Genomic DNA, 13,688 nt, shown 5'->3' with positions numbered 1-13,688 from the left:
TGAAAAACCTGTGGGAGCGAGACCGGGTTGCCGGCGATAGCGTCAGTTCAGTCAGCACTCATGCTGAATGTACTGCCCTCATCGCGAGCAGGCTCGCTCCCACAGGGTTTGTGTAGAGGAGTCGGTATTTGTATTCACAGGCGGGCTACTCAATCTCGATCGGCCCTCGGGTCCCGGCATCACTGTCCATCCAGTAATCCTCCCCCGTCAGCCGTCGATCACCTTGAATCGTGAAGGTGATCTTTCCCTGCTTGAATTGCAGCGCGCCATCGGTGCGTTTCGCGTTGACCCGCTTACCGTTCACCCAGACCTGTTCCTTGGCATCGATACGAATCGTGGCAACGGTCGCGCCGGCATCGCTCTTCGCGACCCATTGCCCGGCATAAGGCGTCTGGGTGCTTGTGTTGTCCGCCGCTGGGTTGGTAAATCCGGCCTTGGCGTTTTCCGCTTTGCTCTTGTGGATATCGCAGCCCTGAAGTTCGCTCATTTGGGTGCAACCGGACTGCTCAAGTTGCTTGTGGTACTTGTCGTTGATCGCGTACGCCGGGGATTGCGCGGCGATCATAAGCGTCAGTACCGGCAGGATAAGTCTGTTCATGTTGATGCTCCTCGAATCCATACCTGTGCACACCGCAAGCGGCGTGACACGTTCACTGTAGCCTGCCTGGCGAATTCAGCGGTTGATCACCTCTTCCATCACCCTCGCCACGCATTGCACCGCAGGCATCGGCAGCGACCTGCGTTATCATCGCCGACCTGTGCGCCAAGAGTCTTGAACCCGGATGTCCGAATCACTGCCTTTGCCTGACGATTGCACCTCACTGCCACCGGTCCTGGTCGGCCCCCTGCTGCGGCGGCTGGAGCCTGCGCGGCTGGTGCTGTGGCTGGTAGGAAGCCGGGCGTTGTCGCTGACGTTGCGTCTGCAAGGTGTTGGGGACATTCGCCTTGATGCCGGGCAATGCACGATCATCCCGGTCGGTACTCATGCTTTCATCCATTTGATCGATGTGCCGCTGGACACCGCCCTGCCCTGCGACACGCTGATCGAGTACGACCTGCTGATTGATGATGCGATGACGGGCATCGCCGAGTGGGCACCGCATTTGTTGTACGGTGAGGCAGGATCGCCGAATTTCGTTTTGCGCTCGCGGATCGATCAACTGCTGCACGGTTCCTGTCGCAAACCCCATCACCCAGCGGCCGATGGTTTGCTCTGTGTCGATCGCTTGCTGGCCTCGGAACATGAAGCGACTGAGCGCCCGGCGCTGTTGATGATGAGTGGCGATCAGGTGTACGCCGACGATGTCGCCGGGCCGATGTTGCGGGCCATTCATGCCTTGATCGCACGGCTGGGGTTGTTCGGCGAACACCTCGAAGGTGCGGTGGTCAGCGACAGCGCCAAGCTCTATGAGCATGCGGCCAGTTATTACCATCGTGCGGATTTGTTACCGGCGCTGCAGAGTAACGAAACTCTGCGCGAGCGATTTTTCGGCGGTGCGCGTAAGCCGATTTTCACCAGCAGCAGCGCCGACAATCATCTGGTGACGTTCGCGGAAGTCATGGCCATGTACCTGCTGGTGTGGTCCCCGACACCCTGGACGCTGATCGCGCCAAAACCGCCGAAACTGATTCCCGAACGACGCGAGCGTTATGTGCTTGAACAGACGCGCATCGATGGCTTCAAGGCCGGTCTTGGCGGCGTCGCCCGCGCCTTCGCGCATCTGCCGTGCCTGATGATTTTCGACGACCACGATATTACCGATGACTGGAATCTTTCCGCGCAATGGGAGGAAACGGCCTACGGCCATCCGTTCTCCAAGCGCATCATCGGCAATGCGCTGATCGCTTACATGTTGTGCCAAGGCTGGGGCAACAACCCGGATGCATTCGGCACGTTGCTGGAGAAGACGGACGGTTTCAGCGCGACCGGGGACGATGGCTATCTCGACAGCCCGGTGCAGGATGCCTTGATCGATGAGCTGTTGAAGTTTCAGCACTGGCATTACGTGTTGCCGACCACTCCGGCGATGGTGGTGCTCGACACCCGCACCCGGCGCTGGCGCAGCGAGATGACGCTCAAGCAGCCCTCGGGTCTTCTGGATTGGGAAGCCCTGAGTGAACTGCAACAGGAATTGCTGGATCATCCGTCGGCGATCATCGTTTCGCCGGCACCGGTGTTCGGCGTGAAGCTGATCGAAACCGTGCAACGGGTGTTCAGCTGGTTCGGTTATCCCCTGTTGGTGGACGCCGAAAACTGGATGGCCCATCGCGGCGCAGCGCAGGTGATCCTGAACATTTTCCGACACTCGCGTACGCCGGGTAACTACGTGGTGCTGTCAGGCGATGTGCATTATTCCTTCGTCTATGAAGTGCTGATCCGACACCGCAAGGCCGGCCCGAGGATCTGGCAGATCACCAGCAGCGGCATCAAGAACGAATTTCCACCGGCGCTGCTTGAATGGTTCGACCGGCTCAATCGCTGGCTCTATTCCCCGCGCTCGCCGCTGAACTGGCTGACCAAGCGCCGACGGATGCGCATCGTGCCGCACGTTCCGGAGCATGCCGAGGCGGGTGAACGGTTGTGGAATTCGGCGGGGATCGGGCAGGTGTTCTTTAATGAGAAAGGACAGCCGCAGGCGATATATCAGCACAACTCGGATGGGTCGCCGAAGACGCGGATGGTGGCGCCTGAGGTTGAGGATTGAAGGCGAGAGACCGAGTAGTCGGCATCGCGAGCACGCTGGCTCCTACAGTAGATCGTGGTGATTTATGGATCTCACCCGAACCCTGATCATCGGCAATTCCGGTTCCGGCAAGAGCTGGCTGGCCGAGCGATTGGCCGGGCGACTGCAAATACCCTGGGTTGATCTGGACACGCTTCACTGGCTATCCGACGAACACAGCATCGCCCGTCCCCGCGCCGAGGCATTGGGCATGGCGCGGATCGCGGCAGATGAAGAGCGCTGGGTCATCGAAGATGCATCGTCCGCGTAACGACCATTCGTAGGTATCGCCTTGTCATCCTGTACTCATTTCTGTACGTTCTTTGCATTGAGCGAGGACTACAACATGCAAACCATCAACTACACCACCGCACGAGCGCACCTCGCGGAAACGATGGATCGGGTCAATGATGACCGCGCTCCATTGTTGGTCACTCGCCAGAAAGGCGAACCCGTGGTGATGATGTCTCTGGCGGAATACAACGCCCTCGAAGAAACTGCTTACCTGCTCCGCTCCCCTGCCAATGCTGAACGACTGATCAAATCCATCGGCAACCTGCGTGCAGGGAAAACCAAAACCAGGCAACTCATCGAAGAATGAATATTGAGTTCACTCCTGAAGGTTGGGAAGACTATTTGTGGTTCCAGCAAAACGATAAGGCCGGGCTCAAACGAATCAATCTCCTCATCAAATCTATTCAGCGTGAGCCGTTCGACGGACTCGGAAAGCCAGAACCGCTCAAACACAACTTGAGCGGTTTCTGGTCTCGTCGAATAACCGGCGAGCATCGGCTGGTATACGCAGTTGAGGACGATGAGATACGCGTTGTGATGTGTCGATATCATTACTGAGTAAAAACTCTGGACGCACCCAGAGCCCGACAAACCCCTCTGACAATCATCTCCACCTCGCGCTCATCAATCGTCAGCGGCGGCAGCAGGCGAATGGTCTTGCCCCGTGTGACGTTGATCAGCAAGCCGTGATCCCGGGCGGCGATCAGGGTCAGGTCGCGAATCGGTTGCTTGAGTTCGATGCCGATCATCAGGCCCTGGCCACGGATGGCCAGTATGTTCGGGTCATCGGCCAGCTCTATGCGCAATCTGTCGAGCAAGCGTTCGCCCTGCACTTTGGCGTTTTCCCGCAAGCTCTGTTCTTCGATGATGTCGAGCACGGTGCAACCCACACGGCAGGCCAGTGGATTGCCGCCGAAGGTGCTGCCGTGGCTGCCGGGGGTGAAGAGGTCGGCGGCTTTGCCCCGGGCCAGGCAAGCGCCGATAGGGACACCATTGCCGAGGCCTTTGGCCAGGGTCATGACATCCGGAACAATGCCTTCGTGCTGGAACGCAAACCACTGGCCGGTGCGGCCGATGCCGGTCTGGATTTCGTCGAGCATCATCAGCCACCCGCGCCGGTTACACAGGTCACGCACGGCTTTGAGGTAACCCGGCGGAGCCAATTGCACACCGCTTTCCCCCTGAATCGGCTCCATCAGGATGGCCACGATTCTTGCGCCGTGGGCCTGCTGTACCGTGTCCAACGCCTTGATGTCGCCGAATGGCACTTTGACGAAATCCCCCGGCAGTTCGTTGAAACCCAGGCGTACAGCCGGGCCATCGCTGGCGGACAGCGTGCCGAGCGTCCGGCCATGGAAGGCGTTTTCCATGACGACCACCAAGGGCCGTTCGATGCCTTTGTGCCAGCCATGCAGGCGTGCCAGTTTCAACGCGGTTTCGTTGGCTTCGGCACCGGAGTTGTTGAAAAAGGCCCGCTCCATACCCGCCAACCGCGTCAGTTTCTGCGCCAGCCGCTGCTGCCAATCGATGCTGTACAGGTTGGAGGTGTGCAGCAGCAGGCCGGCCTGTTCGCTGATGGCGGAGACGATTTTGGGGTGGGAGTGACCGACATTGGTCACCGCCACGCCCGCTACCGCGTCCAGGTATTCACGACCGGCCTGATCCCACAGTCGCGTGCCCAGGCCTTTGCTGAAACTCAGCGCCAGAGGTTGGTAAGTGCTCATCAGGCAGGCGGCGGTCATGACATCAAGCTCCATCAATAGTCGGTGTTTTTGCAGTATGGTTAGCCATCTGAGCTGGATAAACGCTGCAACACTTCAATCATTTTAAAGCCGGGCTTGATAATGGATTTGTTCCAGGCAATGACCGTTTACGTAAGAGTGGTGGAAACCGGCAGCATGACCGCGGCCGCTTTTCAGTGCGAAATGTCCACCACCATGGTGGGCAATCACCTGCGGGCACTGGAGCAACGCTTGGGTGTGCGCTTGCTCAACCGTACGACGCGGCGCCAGCGGCTGACCGAATTTGGTGCCGCGTACTATCAACGCTGCCTCGAAGTACTGGGATTGGTGGCCGACTCCGAACGCCTGGCCGAGCAAGCCCTCGACGAACCGAGTGGCACGTTGCGCATCACCGCGCCCCTGACATTCGGCACCGAAAAACTGGCACCGGCACTGAGCGAATTCGCCCTGCTGTGTCCGCGAGTCAAACTGGATGTAGTCCTCACCAACCGGCGCCCGGACCTGCTCGAAAACGGTTTCGACGTGGCGTTTCGCTTGGGCAACATGGAGCAGACCAACCTGATTGCCCGCCCACTTGTTGCGTACACCCTGACGATGTGCGCATCACCGGAATACCTGATACGTCGGGGCAACCCGGAAAAACCTGACGATCTGCGACACCACGACTGCCTGTCCTTTGCCTACCCGGCTGGAGACGACTGGCACTCGGTGGAAAAGGAATGGCGCTTGGCCGGGCCTGAAGGCGAGGTCGCGGTGGCAGTCAGTGGGCCGATGCTGATCAACAGCTCCGCAGGTTTGCATCAGGCGGCACGCACCGGAATGGGCATCGTGCTATTGCCCGATGCATTGGTGGAGCAAGACCTCGAGGACGGAAAACTGGTGGCATTGATGCAGGATTATTTACCGCCGAGCCGGCCGATGACCTTGATGTACGCCCAGGATCGCTACCGTTTGCCGAAATTACGCAGTTTCGTCGACTTCGCCATCCGGATGTGGGGCAAGCACTAGCCGTCTGAACGCGCCTTCGACTAATCTCCTCGACTGGCGGGTCACTTTAGTCAGGGAGAGCGGTGATGGATGGGGCCTCGGATATTGAAGCGTTGAAGTTGAATCTGTCGGATTTAAACGAAGACATGCTGCACACCATTCTGGAACTGGTCAGTGATGGCATCTGGGACTGGAACGCCAATACCGGGTTCGTTTACCGCAACCCCGGCTGGTACGAAATGCTCGGCTATCCGCCTCACTCCCTCGACAACACCGTATTCACTTGGGAATCGGTGATACATCCCGAGGATTACCCACGGGTCATGGCCGTGTTTGACGACTACCTGAGTCAACGGGCTCCCGGCTATCAGGCCGAGTATCGCTGCCGCAAGCAGGATGGCAGCTATACCTGGATCGAAGACCGCGGTTATGTACTCGCCCGCAACGCCGACGGTTCGGTGGCGCGCATGGTCGGTGCGCACCGCAGCATCGAAGACAAAAAGCGTCTGTTCGAAGCGCTTGAACGAAGGAATCAGTCCCTCGAAGCCATCGTCGAAGAACGCACTCGAGAGTTATCCCGGGTCAACCAACAACTGCAGATTCAACTCGAAGAAAACCGCAAACTGGCGGAAACCGACGCACTGACGTCGATCGCCAATCGCCATCGCCTGAGCAAAGCCCTTCCCCTTGAATGCGATCGTGCCCAGCGTTTCCGACAACCGCTGTCGCTGATTGCCATGGACATCGACGACTTCAAGAACATCAACGATCACTACGGTCATGCCCTGGGGGATGCCGCGTTGGTGCAGGTGGTCGAGAGTGTGAAGCGCTGCGTCCGGGAGGGCGATTTGCTGGCGCGCTGGGGCGGTGATGAGTTCATCATGGTCCTGCCAAACACCCCGCTGGCCGACGCCAGAACCCTTGTCGAAACGATTCGCCATAGCCTCGCAGACTTGCCGCCCGTGGGAGACTTTCAATTGACCCTCAGTTTCGGAGTGGCTCAGCGCTTCGACGAAGAACAACAGACCGGACTGCTGGCCAGGGCTGATCAAGCGTTGTATCGGTCGAAAGTGGCGGGCAAGAATGTGATTTCGGGCTGAGCGTTTTTCTCGCCCCTCACATCCCCGCCTTCACCAACACCGGTTTCTCCTGATACCGCTCCGGATACAACTTTTTCAACTGCGCCACTTTCGGCAGATCGTTGATTACGATGTACGGGTAAGTCGGATGCTCGGTCAGGAAGTCCTGATGTTCTTCTTCCGCCGGGTAGAAACCGTTGTAGGTTTCCAGTGTGGTGACGATCGGTTTGTCGAACGATTTCGCGGCGTCGAGTTGGGCAATGTAGGCCTGAGCGACACGTTGCTGCTCGCTGTTTTCCGGAAAAATCGCCGAACGATACTGAGTGCCGCGGTCGGGTCCCTGACGATTGAGCTCGGTCGGGTTGTGAGCCACCGAGAAGTAGATCTGCAGCAAGGTGCCATAGCTGACCTGAGTGGGGTCGAAGGTCACTTCAACCGATTCCGCGTGCCCCGTATTGCCGTCGCTGACCCGCTCGTATTGAGCGGTGTTGGCCGCCCCGCCCGCATAACCGGACACCGCTTTCTTCACGCCTTTGACATGCTGGAACACACCTTGGACGCCCCAGAAGCAACCGCCGGCGAACACGGCGGTTTCGCTGCGGGCCTGGGTGATTTCGTCGAGGGTCGGTGCGGGAATGATGACCGCGTCTTCGGCGGAACCGAAAGAGAACGCCGAGCATTGGCCGATGACGCCAGCGGCGGCCAACCCCAACAGTGTGCGGCGCAAGGTGAGCAGGGCTTTCATGAGACTGACTCCTGAATCAGTGAAGTGGCGGTCAACCGAACGTAAAGGCATACGCCGAGACACCCGGATCGAGAAATTCGATGCTGAAGGTCCGATCCGTGACAGCGCCGGACTGACGAACCAATTGATACAAACGTTGTTCGGTAACGTTGCCACTGCCATCGGGGGCCACGTCCGTACCGTGGGCTTCGCCAGGGGCTTTTCCATCAATAAGCACTTTGAAGCGCACCGGTTTGCCGTCTGCGCCGGGGCCCAGTACCAGATGCAAATCACGCGCGTGGAAGCGGTAGACAATGCGACCGGCGGGCGCGCTTGAGGTGGCCCGCTCCGGACCGACATTCCACTGCCCCTCCAGGCTCCAGTCGTTGAGCGCCAGTTGCGACACAGGGTTGTAGGTCGTCACCTTGTCGGGCGTCAGACGGGTTTCGGCGACAAAATGCTCGGCACGCTGGTAGCCGACGTAGGTTTCCGGTGACTGCACTTCGTTCATGTCCGGCGCGAGCTGTACACCTTCGGCGCTGGCATTGATCAGCCCGTCCGCCACCTTCGCCGCGCCCGCCTCACGCAGCAGTTGCTGAATGACCCGTTCCGATTCGGCGTACGCGCCTTCGCCAAAGTGGTGATAACGAATGCGCCCTTGAGCGTCGGCAAAATAGTGGGCCGGCCAATACTCGTTGTTGAAAGCCCGCCAGATCCTGAATTCATTATCGATGGCCACCGGGTAGTTGATACCCAGGTCTTTCATGGCTTTGGAGACGTTGCCAACGTTCCGCTCGAAAGCAAATTCGGGCGCATGGACGCCGATCACCACCAACCCCTGATCACGGTATTTTTCAGCCCAGGCCTTTAGATACGGCAGGGTGCGCAAGCAGTTGATGCAGGAATAAGTCCAGAAATCCACCAGCACTACCTTGCCCTTCAACGCCTGGGCATCGAGTGGTGGCGAGTTAAGCCATTGCACGGCGCCGTCCAGCGGCGGAAGGTTGCCTTCGACTGGCAGTGTGTCCGCTGCTTTGTCAGCCACGCTCATCGCACCGTCAGCTGCCGGAACCTTCGCCATCATTGCCCCGCTGCCGTTCGGAGTCTTACCGGCCAAACGACTCACCAGTGCCTGCTCGATACCACCGGTAGATGCCGTGGAAAACCGCGCCAGAATCCCGGTATCAAGCCCCAAAGCAATCGCCGCTACGCCGGCCAGCATGGCCCCGCCCAAACCTCGACGGACCCACTCGCCAGCACCAATGGAACGCTTCATTGCGGCGAAAACCTTGCCGCCCAGCAGCAACGCCACTGCAAGGGAAGTGGCGGCACCGGCAGCGTAGGCCAGCAGCAACAAGGTGGTTGCGATGCTTGCCCCTTGCAGTGCGGCGCCGGTTAATAACAGACCCAGAATTGGCCCGGCACACGGCGCCCAGAGCAGGCCGGTGGCAACACCGATCAGAAACGAAGCGCCAGGGCGCGGCCGGGCATCGGCGCCCGCCGCTTCCGACAACCGACTGCCAGCCGCCACCAACGGGCGCGTCAGGCGTTCGGCCAACTGCGGCAGCAACAGCGTGAGCCCGAACAGGGCGACAAACATCAGCGCGAGCCAGCGACCGTACTGATTGAGTTGCACCACCCAACCACCGCCCACCGCCGCCAATGAGGCGACCAGGGCGAAGGTCAGCGCCATGCCCGCCAGCAGCGGCAAGCCGCTCTTCATGAACGGCTGCCCGGTGCGAGCGAAGACAAACGGCAACACCGGCAGAATGCACGGGCTGACGATCGTCAGCACACCACCGAGGTAAGCGAGAACCAGAAGCCACATGGCATCGACCTGCAGGAAATGAGAGAAAAAGTAATCAAGCCGCCTGCGGTTTGAAGGTCATCGACAGACCGTTCATGCAGTAGCGCAGACCCGTAGGTTTGGGCCCATCGTCGAAGACGTGGCCGAGATGACCGCCACACCGTCGGCAGTGAACCTCTTCGCGCAGCACGCCGAAAGATCGGTCCTGACGGGTCGCCACCGCCTTGTCCAGCGGTGCCCAGAAACTCGGCCAACCGGTGCGGCTGTCAAACTTGGTGGCAGAGGAGAACAGCGGCAGATCGCAACCGGCACAGGCAAATGTCCCATCACGATGCTCATTGTTCAGCGCACTGCTGTAAGCCCGTTCAGTGCCCTCTTCGCGCAGGATTTCGTACTGCTCGTCACTGAGCAGGGCACGCCATTCACTGTCAGTGTGCGTCACCTCGAAAACCTCCGCCGCGCTGGCTTCACTGACCAGTGCAGAGCTGGCAGCAAATTTTGGCAATACACCGATCGCCAGGGCTGCAACCCCCAGCCCGCCGCTCGCTACAAGAAATTGTCGCCGTGAAAACATGGTCGTCTCCAAAATCCAAAGTGCCTTTCATGGAACACAGCCTAGGCTTGGGTTGATCGCCAAATCCTCACGGGAAGTTAAACAATTCGTGATAACTCTGGCCCCGGAAAACCCGCACAATGCGCTCATTGCGCCGAAGGATTGAGCTTGATGGAACCGACCAAACGCGTCCTCGTGGTCGAGGACGACCTGCATATCGCCGACCTTATCTGCCTGCATCTACGTGATGAGCAGTTCGAGGTGGTGCACTGCGCCGATGGCGATGAAGGCATGCGCATGCTGCAGCAAGGAAGCTGGGATGCACTGATCCTCGACCTGATGCTGCCGGGCGTCGATGGCCTGGAGATCTGCCGCCGCGCCCGCGCCATGGCCCGCTACACACCGATCATCATCACCAGCGCACGCTCCAGTGAAGTACACCGGATACTGGGCCTGGAACTCGGCGCCGACGATTACCTGGCCAAACCCTTTTCCATGCTCGAACTGGTCGCCCGGGTCAAAGCGCTGTTGCGGCGGGTCGACGCCATGGCCCGCAACCTGAAAATGGACGCCGGCAGCCTGATCACGGACGGGCTCGCCATTGATCCGATCACCCGCGATGTCTCCCTTGACGGTCGCCGACTCGACCTCACGCCACGGGAGTTCGACCTGTTGTATTTCTTCGCCCGTCAGCCCGGCAAGGTGTTCTCGCGCATGGACCTGCTCAATGCGGTGTGGGGTTACAGCCATGAAGGCTACGAGCACACGGTCAATACCCACATCAACCGTTTGCGGGCCAAGATCGAGAGCGATCCGGCACAGCCGGTGCGTATCCTCACGGTGTGGGGCCGTGGCTACAAATTCGCGGCCCGGGAGGAACAGCCATGAGGCTGACCCTGACGCAACGGCTGTCGCTGGTTTTTGCCGTGCTGTTGCTGGTGTGCTGCGGCACCTCGGCCTGGATGCAGGTGCGTTCCAACAAGATGCACGAACAGGAAGTGGTGCAAGGGTTGTCGCGGGATCTGGCCCAGCACATTGCCCGTGACACCGTGCTGATGGACACCCAGGGCCTGATGCCCAATGCCGTGCGTGACCTGTTCAGCAAGCTGATGCAGGTCAATCCGAGTGTCGAAGTGTATCTGCTCGACACCGAGGGCAAGATTGTCGGCAGCGCCGCGCCCGAGGGCCGGATTCATCGGCAGCGGATCGACCTCGCGCCGATCCAGCGTCTGCTCAATGGCGATGCCCTGCCGATTCTCGGCGACGACCCGCGCAGCGTCGATGCGCGCAAGGTGTTCAGCGCCGCGCCGCTTAACGTTGACGGAAAACCCGCCGGTTATCTCTATGTGGTGCTGCTCGGTGAGGACCACGATCGCCTGGCTGAACGCGGCGCCACCAGTGCAGCGCTCAATACCGCGTTGCTATCGATCGGGTTGGTCGCACTGCTGTGCCTGATTGCCGGCCTCACCGCATTTGCCCTGATTACCCGACCTTTGCGCCGACTGACCGAAACCGTCAGCCAGTTCGACATTGATGGCGTCCCGGCCACACCACCGGAATCAGCACCGATGGAAAAGACCGCCAGTCATGATGAAATTGCCATTCTCGACGCCACCTTCCGACAGATGCAGGCGCGCCTCAGCGAACAATGGCGTTCGCTGACCCGGCAGGATCAGGAACGCCGCGAACTGGTGGCGAACATTTCCCACGACTTGCGCACACCGTTAGCCTCGCTGCACGGTTATCTGGAAACCCTGTCGCTCAAGGACGCTACGTTGTCCCCCGCCGACCGCCGCCGCTACCTCGGCATCGCCCTGGATCAAAGCCGCAAGGTTGGTGGCCTGGCGCAATCGCTGCTGGAGCTGGTGCGCCTGGAACATGGGTTTGTACAGCCTGTGCTGGAACGCTTTTCCCTGACCGACCTGGTGCAGGACATCTTCCAGAAATTCGAACTGACCGCCGAGGCGCGCCAGGTTGAACTGAAGGCCAGCTTCGGGCCCAACGTGGCGGCCGCTTGCGCAGACCTGGGATTGATCGAACGGGTCCTCACCAACCTGTTCGACAACGCCCTGCGTCATACCCCTCAAGGTGGAAACATCGAACTGAGCCTGCGCCCACAAGGACCGTTTATCGAAGTCACCGTCAGCGACACCGGCCCCGGCATCGCACCCGAACTGCGCGAAGGGTTGTTCCTGCGCCCGTTCAACATCGGCGGCGCGCGGCGCGATGGCGGGCTCGGGCTGCGAATCGTGCATCGGATCCTGCAACTGCACGGTCGCGATATCCAGCTGGTCGACGTGCCCGGGCGCGGTGCGACGTTCCGCTTCACGCTGCCGGCTGATCAGCAAACCGCAGAGCAATGGGCGGTGCGATCGATGAATCTGAATTCGCCGGGGTAATAGTTACCGCAACCGCTATGACCCCGACTTCACTTTTCGGCAAGGACGCTGTTCGATGCTCAACATCCTGGAAAACACCCCACTATGGGTTTACGCAGTATTTTTGCTGCTCTGTTACTACGGCATCAAAGCGCTTTCCCCGAGCCACGAAAGCAAAGCTTCACTGCTGATCACACCGCCGATTTTGTTGGGCTGGTCGCTGTATTCGCTGAATCTGACGCCCGACCTCTCCCTCTCAATCAGTTGCTGGCTGGCGGCAGTGATCACGGGCAGTTTCGTCGCTCTGCTGATTTTTTCCCGCAAGGGTGTCGAGCTGGATCAAGCGCAAACCGGGCTGATCGTGCCAGGCACCCAAAAAACCCTGGTGCTCTACCTGCTGTTTTTCGCTGTCAGCTATTACTTTGGCTATCAGGCCGAGGTTGATCCGCAACACTCGGCCACGCTGCCGATGGTGTTGCTCAAAGCCTGTGCATCAGGCTTTGCGAGCGGTTTGTTCTGCGGACGTTCGATCAGGTTTTATCAGATGTTCCGATCCCTGAAGACCGCTCCCGCCAGGAATCCGTGACAACGCCGCCTCGGTCCAATAGATTAGGCGGCCTGAAAAGGCCCAGTGCTTTCTCGCCTCAACCCAAGTTAAAAGAAGTAGTGAAATTTCAATGTCCGATTCCAATACCGCTGAATCCGTAGTCACCTTGTCGTCCAAAGCGGAATACGAAAACTCCATCAATCTTTCACAGCACGTGCCCCAGGCCAAGACGATCGCCGAGATGGTGCTGGACGCTTTCCAGTCCACTCGCGAAAGCGACCAGATCCGCGAGCTGCGCGCCGCGATTCGCCAGGCCCACGACAGCTTCGACGACGACAAAGCCTATGAACTGATGGGCGAACTGAAGCAACTCAAGGATGCCGAGGCAGCCGACATCGCGGCCCTCGAAGACCTGAGCAGCAAATTTTCGATCAGCCGCATCCTTTCCAGCTTCAAGGACGATCCGGCGTTTCAAGAGATTGTCTACGGTCTGGCGCTGAAAGTGCTGAACCAGACGCATCAGGCCATCAGCAACCCAAGCAGCGGCAAGAGCAAAACGGCCCGCGCCAAGAAAGATGTCGAAGTGTTCACCATCAGCAAGGACGGCATCAGCGTCACGCTGCCGCTGCGCACTCCGCGTTCGCGACTGAACGTTGACCGTGAAGCGCTGGAGTTCCTCGGCTTTACCTTTGTCGGCGAAGGCGATGAAGCGGAACTGGAAAGCGAATCGTTCCTGGACAGTAGCGGAACCGAACACGCCGTTAACCGCAAAAACATCATCACCGCGCTTCAGCAGCAGACCGCGTTCGAGGGTTACAGCATCGCCGCGCAATAACTCGCCTCATCAGAAGCGC

General features: G+C 59.4%; 14 protein-coding genes and 1 pseudogene. 10 read left to right on the top strand and 5 right to left on the bottom strand.

The features are described 5' to 3' along the window. Nucleotides 1–145: 145 nt before the first annotated feature. Nucleotides 146–598 (bottom strand): hypothetical protein, encoded by a 453-nt coding sequence (locus Q7W83_RS04945; protein WP_473655738.1) that lies wholly within the window; start codon nucleotides 596–598, stop codon nucleotides 146–148. 184 nt (nucleotides 599–782) lie between these two features. On the opposite strand from Q7W83_RS04945, the gene Q7W83_RS04940 reads away from it, so the two are divergent. The 4 genes and pseudogenes from Q7W83_RS04940 to Q7W83_RS04925 all read left to right on the top strand — a co-directional run bounded on the left by Q7W83_RS04940 (nucleotide 783) and on the right by Q7W83_RS04925 (nucleotide 3,575). After that, complete coding sequence (locus Q7W83_RS04940; RefSeq protein ID WP_473655737.1) at nucleotides 783–2,705, top strand: alkaline phosphatase D family protein; 1,923 nt, start codon at nucleotides 783–785, stop codon at nucleotides 2,703–2,705. A gap of 64 nt (nucleotides 2,706–2,769) precedes the next feature. Continuing rightward, nucleotides 2,770–2,976, top strand: a pseudogene (locus Q7W83_RS04935) (P-loop NTPase family protein); the annotation flags it as partial. A gap of 93 nt (nucleotides 2,977–3,069) precedes the next feature. Next, complete coding sequence (locus Q7W83_RS04930; RefSeq protein ID WP_150631936.1) at nucleotides 3,070–3,324, top strand: type II toxin-antitoxin system prevent-host-death family antitoxin; 255 nt, start codon at nucleotides 3,070–3,072, stop codon at nucleotides 3,322–3,324. Further along, a complete protein-coding gene (locus Q7W83_RS04925; protein ID WP_150631935.1) occupies nucleotides 3,321–3,575 on the top strand; it encodes a Txe/YoeB family addiction module toxin in 255 nt (84 codons plus the stop codon). Before Q7W83_RS04930 ends, Q7W83_RS04925 begins: the two co-directional genes overlap by 4 nt. On the opposite strand, the gene Q7W83_RS04920 is transcribed toward Q7W83_RS04925, so the two are convergent. Then, nucleotides 3,569–4,759, bottom strand: a complete 1,191-nt coding sequence (locus Q7W83_RS04920) for an aspartate aminotransferase family protein (RefSeq protein ID WP_150639235.1) — start codon at nucleotides 4,757–4,759, stop codon at nucleotides 3,569–3,571. The two genes, Q7W83_RS04925 and Q7W83_RS04920, sit on opposite strands and share 7 nt — an antisense overlap. A 102-nt stretch (nucleotides 4,760–4,861) precedes the next feature. On the opposite strand from Q7W83_RS04920, the gene Q7W83_RS04915 reads away from it, so the two are divergent. Both Q7W83_RS04915 and Q7W83_RS04910 read left to right on the top strand, forming a co-directional pair. Beyond that, complete coding sequence (locus Q7W83_RS04915; protein ID WP_150631933.1) at nucleotides 4,862–5,767, top strand: LysR family transcriptional regulator; 906 nt, start codon at nucleotides 4,862–4,864, stop codon at nucleotides 5,765–5,767. Nucleotides 5,768–5,832: 65 nt separating this feature from the next. Then, a complete protein-coding gene (locus Q7W83_RS04910; RefSeq protein ID WP_150631932.1) occupies nucleotides 5,833–6,846 on the top strand; it encodes a sensor domain-containing diguanylate cyclase in 1,014 nt (337 codons plus the stop codon). Nucleotides 6,847–6,862: 16 nt separating this feature from the next. On the opposite strand, the gene msrA is transcribed toward Q7W83_RS04910, so the two are convergent. Genes msrA through msrB form a run of 3 tightly spaced genes read right to left on the bottom strand, consistent with a single transcriptional unit; the run spans nucleotide 6,863 to nucleotide 9,930 of the window. Continuing rightward, a complete protein-coding gene (gene msrA, locus Q7W83_RS04905; RefSeq protein WP_150639237.1) occupies nucleotides 6,863–7,570 on the bottom strand; it encodes a peptide-methionine (S)-S-oxide reductase MsrA in 708 nt (235 codons plus the stop codon). Between the two features lie 31 nt (nucleotides 7,571–7,601). Further along, nucleotides 7,602–9,377 carry a cytochrome c biogenesis protein DipZ gene (locus Q7W83_RS04900; protein ID WP_473655736.1) on the bottom strand — a complete coding sequence of 592 codons (1,776 nt, stop codon included), beginning with the start codon at nucleotides 9,375–9,377 and terminating at the stop codon, nucleotides 7,602–7,604. 34 nt (nucleotides 9,378–9,411) lie between these two features. Beyond that, entirely contained in the window at nucleotides 9,412–9,930 is a 519-nt protein-coding gene (msrB, locus tag Q7W83_RS04895; protein ID WP_150631929.1) for a peptide-methionine (R)-S-oxide reductase MsrB, read from the bottom strand. A gap of 150 nt (nucleotides 9,931–10,080) precedes the next feature. Here msrB and Q7W83_RS04890 point away from each other — a divergent pair, with 150 nt between their 5' ends. From Q7W83_RS04890 to Q7W83_RS04875, 4 genes are all read left to right on the top strand, one after another. After that, the gene (locus Q7W83_RS04890) at nucleotides 10,081–10,797 is read left to right on the top strand and encodes a response regulator transcription factor (RefSeq protein ID WP_150639238.1); all 717 of its coding nucleotides are present in this window, start codon (nucleotides 10,081–10,083) and stop codon (nucleotides 10,795–10,797) included. Next, entirely contained in the window at nucleotides 10,794–12,308 is a 1,515-nt protein-coding gene (locus Q7W83_RS04885; protein WP_473655735.1) for a sensor histidine kinase, read from the top strand. Before Q7W83_RS04890 ends, Q7W83_RS04885 begins: the two co-directional genes overlap by 4 nt. 55 nt (nucleotides 12,309–12,363) lie before the next feature. Further along, nucleotides 12,364–12,873, top strand: coding sequence for a hypothetical protein (locus Q7W83_RS04880; RefSeq protein WP_473655734.1), 510 nt, complete (start codon nucleotides 12,364–12,366; stop codon nucleotides 12,871–12,873). 91 nt (nucleotides 12,874–12,964) lie between these two features. Beyond that, nucleotides 12,965–13,669: a hypothetical protein gene (locus Q7W83_RS04875; protein WP_150631925.1), complete on the top strand. Its 705-nt coding sequence runs from the start codon at nucleotides 12,965–12,967 to the stop codon at nucleotides 13,667–13,669. Nucleotides 13,670–13,688 lie beyond the last annotated feature (19 nt).

This window comes from Pseudomonas sp. 300, assembly GCF_055803035.1.
The sequence above is the reverse complement of the archived record's forward strand: the minus strand, read 5'-3'. Positions and strand labels throughout refer to the sequence as shown.

Excerpts from the sequence above, each read along its gene's own strand:
- Q7W83_RS04945 (WP_473655738.1), bottom strand. The coding sequence starts at position 598 with ATGAACAGACTTATCCTGCCGGTACTGACGCTTATGATCGCCGCGCAA.
- Q7W83_RS04910 (WP_150631932.1), top strand. The coding sequence starts at position 5,833 with ATGGATGGGGCCTCGGATATTGAAGCGTTGAAGTTGAATCTGTCGGAT.
- Q7W83_RS04930 (WP_150631936.1), top strand. The coding sequence starts at position 3,070 with ATGCAAACCATCAACTACACCACCGCACGAGCGCACCTCGCGGAAACG.
- Q7W83_RS04875 (WP_150631925.1), top strand. The coding sequence starts at position 12,965 with ATGTCCGATTCCAATACCGCTGAATCCGTAGTCACCTTGTCGTCCAAA.
- Q7W83_RS04920 (WP_150639235.1), bottom strand. The coding sequence starts at position 4,759 with ATGACCGCCGCCTGCCTGATGAGCACTTACCAACCTCTGGCGCTGAGT.
- Q7W83_RS04940 (WP_473655737.1), top strand. The coding sequence starts at position 783 with ATGTCCGAATCACTGCCTTTGCCTGACGATTGCACCTCACTGCCACCG.
- Q7W83_RS04900 (WP_473655736.1), bottom strand. The coding sequence starts at position 9,377 with ATGTGGCTTCTGGTTCTCGCTTACCTCGGTGGTGTGCTGACGATCGTC.
- Q7W83_RS04880 (WP_473655734.1), top strand. The coding sequence starts at position 12,364 with ATGCTCAACATCCTGGAAAACACCCCACTATGGGTTTACGCAGTATTT.
- Q7W83_RS04915 (WP_150631933.1), top strand. The coding sequence starts at position 4,862 with ATGGATTTGTTCCAGGCAATGACCGTTTACGTAAGAGTGGTGGAAACC.
- msrA (WP_150639237.1), bottom strand. The coding sequence starts at position 7,570 with ATGAAAGCCCTGCTCACCTTGCGCCGCACACTGTTGGGGTTGGCCGCC.
- Q7W83_RS04890 (WP_150639238.1), top strand. The coding sequence starts at position 10,081 with ATGGAACCGACCAAACGCGTCCTCGTGGTCGAGGACGACCTGCATATC.
- Q7W83_RS04925 (WP_150631935.1), top strand. The coding sequence starts at position 3,321 with ATGAATATTGAGTTCACTCCTGAAGGTTGGGAAGACTATTTGTGGTTC.
- msrB (WP_150631929.1), bottom strand. The coding sequence starts at position 9,930 with ATGTTTTCACGGCGACAATTTCTTGTAGCGAGCGGCGGGCTGGGGGTT.
- Q7W83_RS04885 (WP_473655735.1), top strand. The coding sequence starts at position 10,794 with ATGAGGCTGACCCTGACGCAACGGCTGTCGCTGGTTTTTGCCGTGCTG.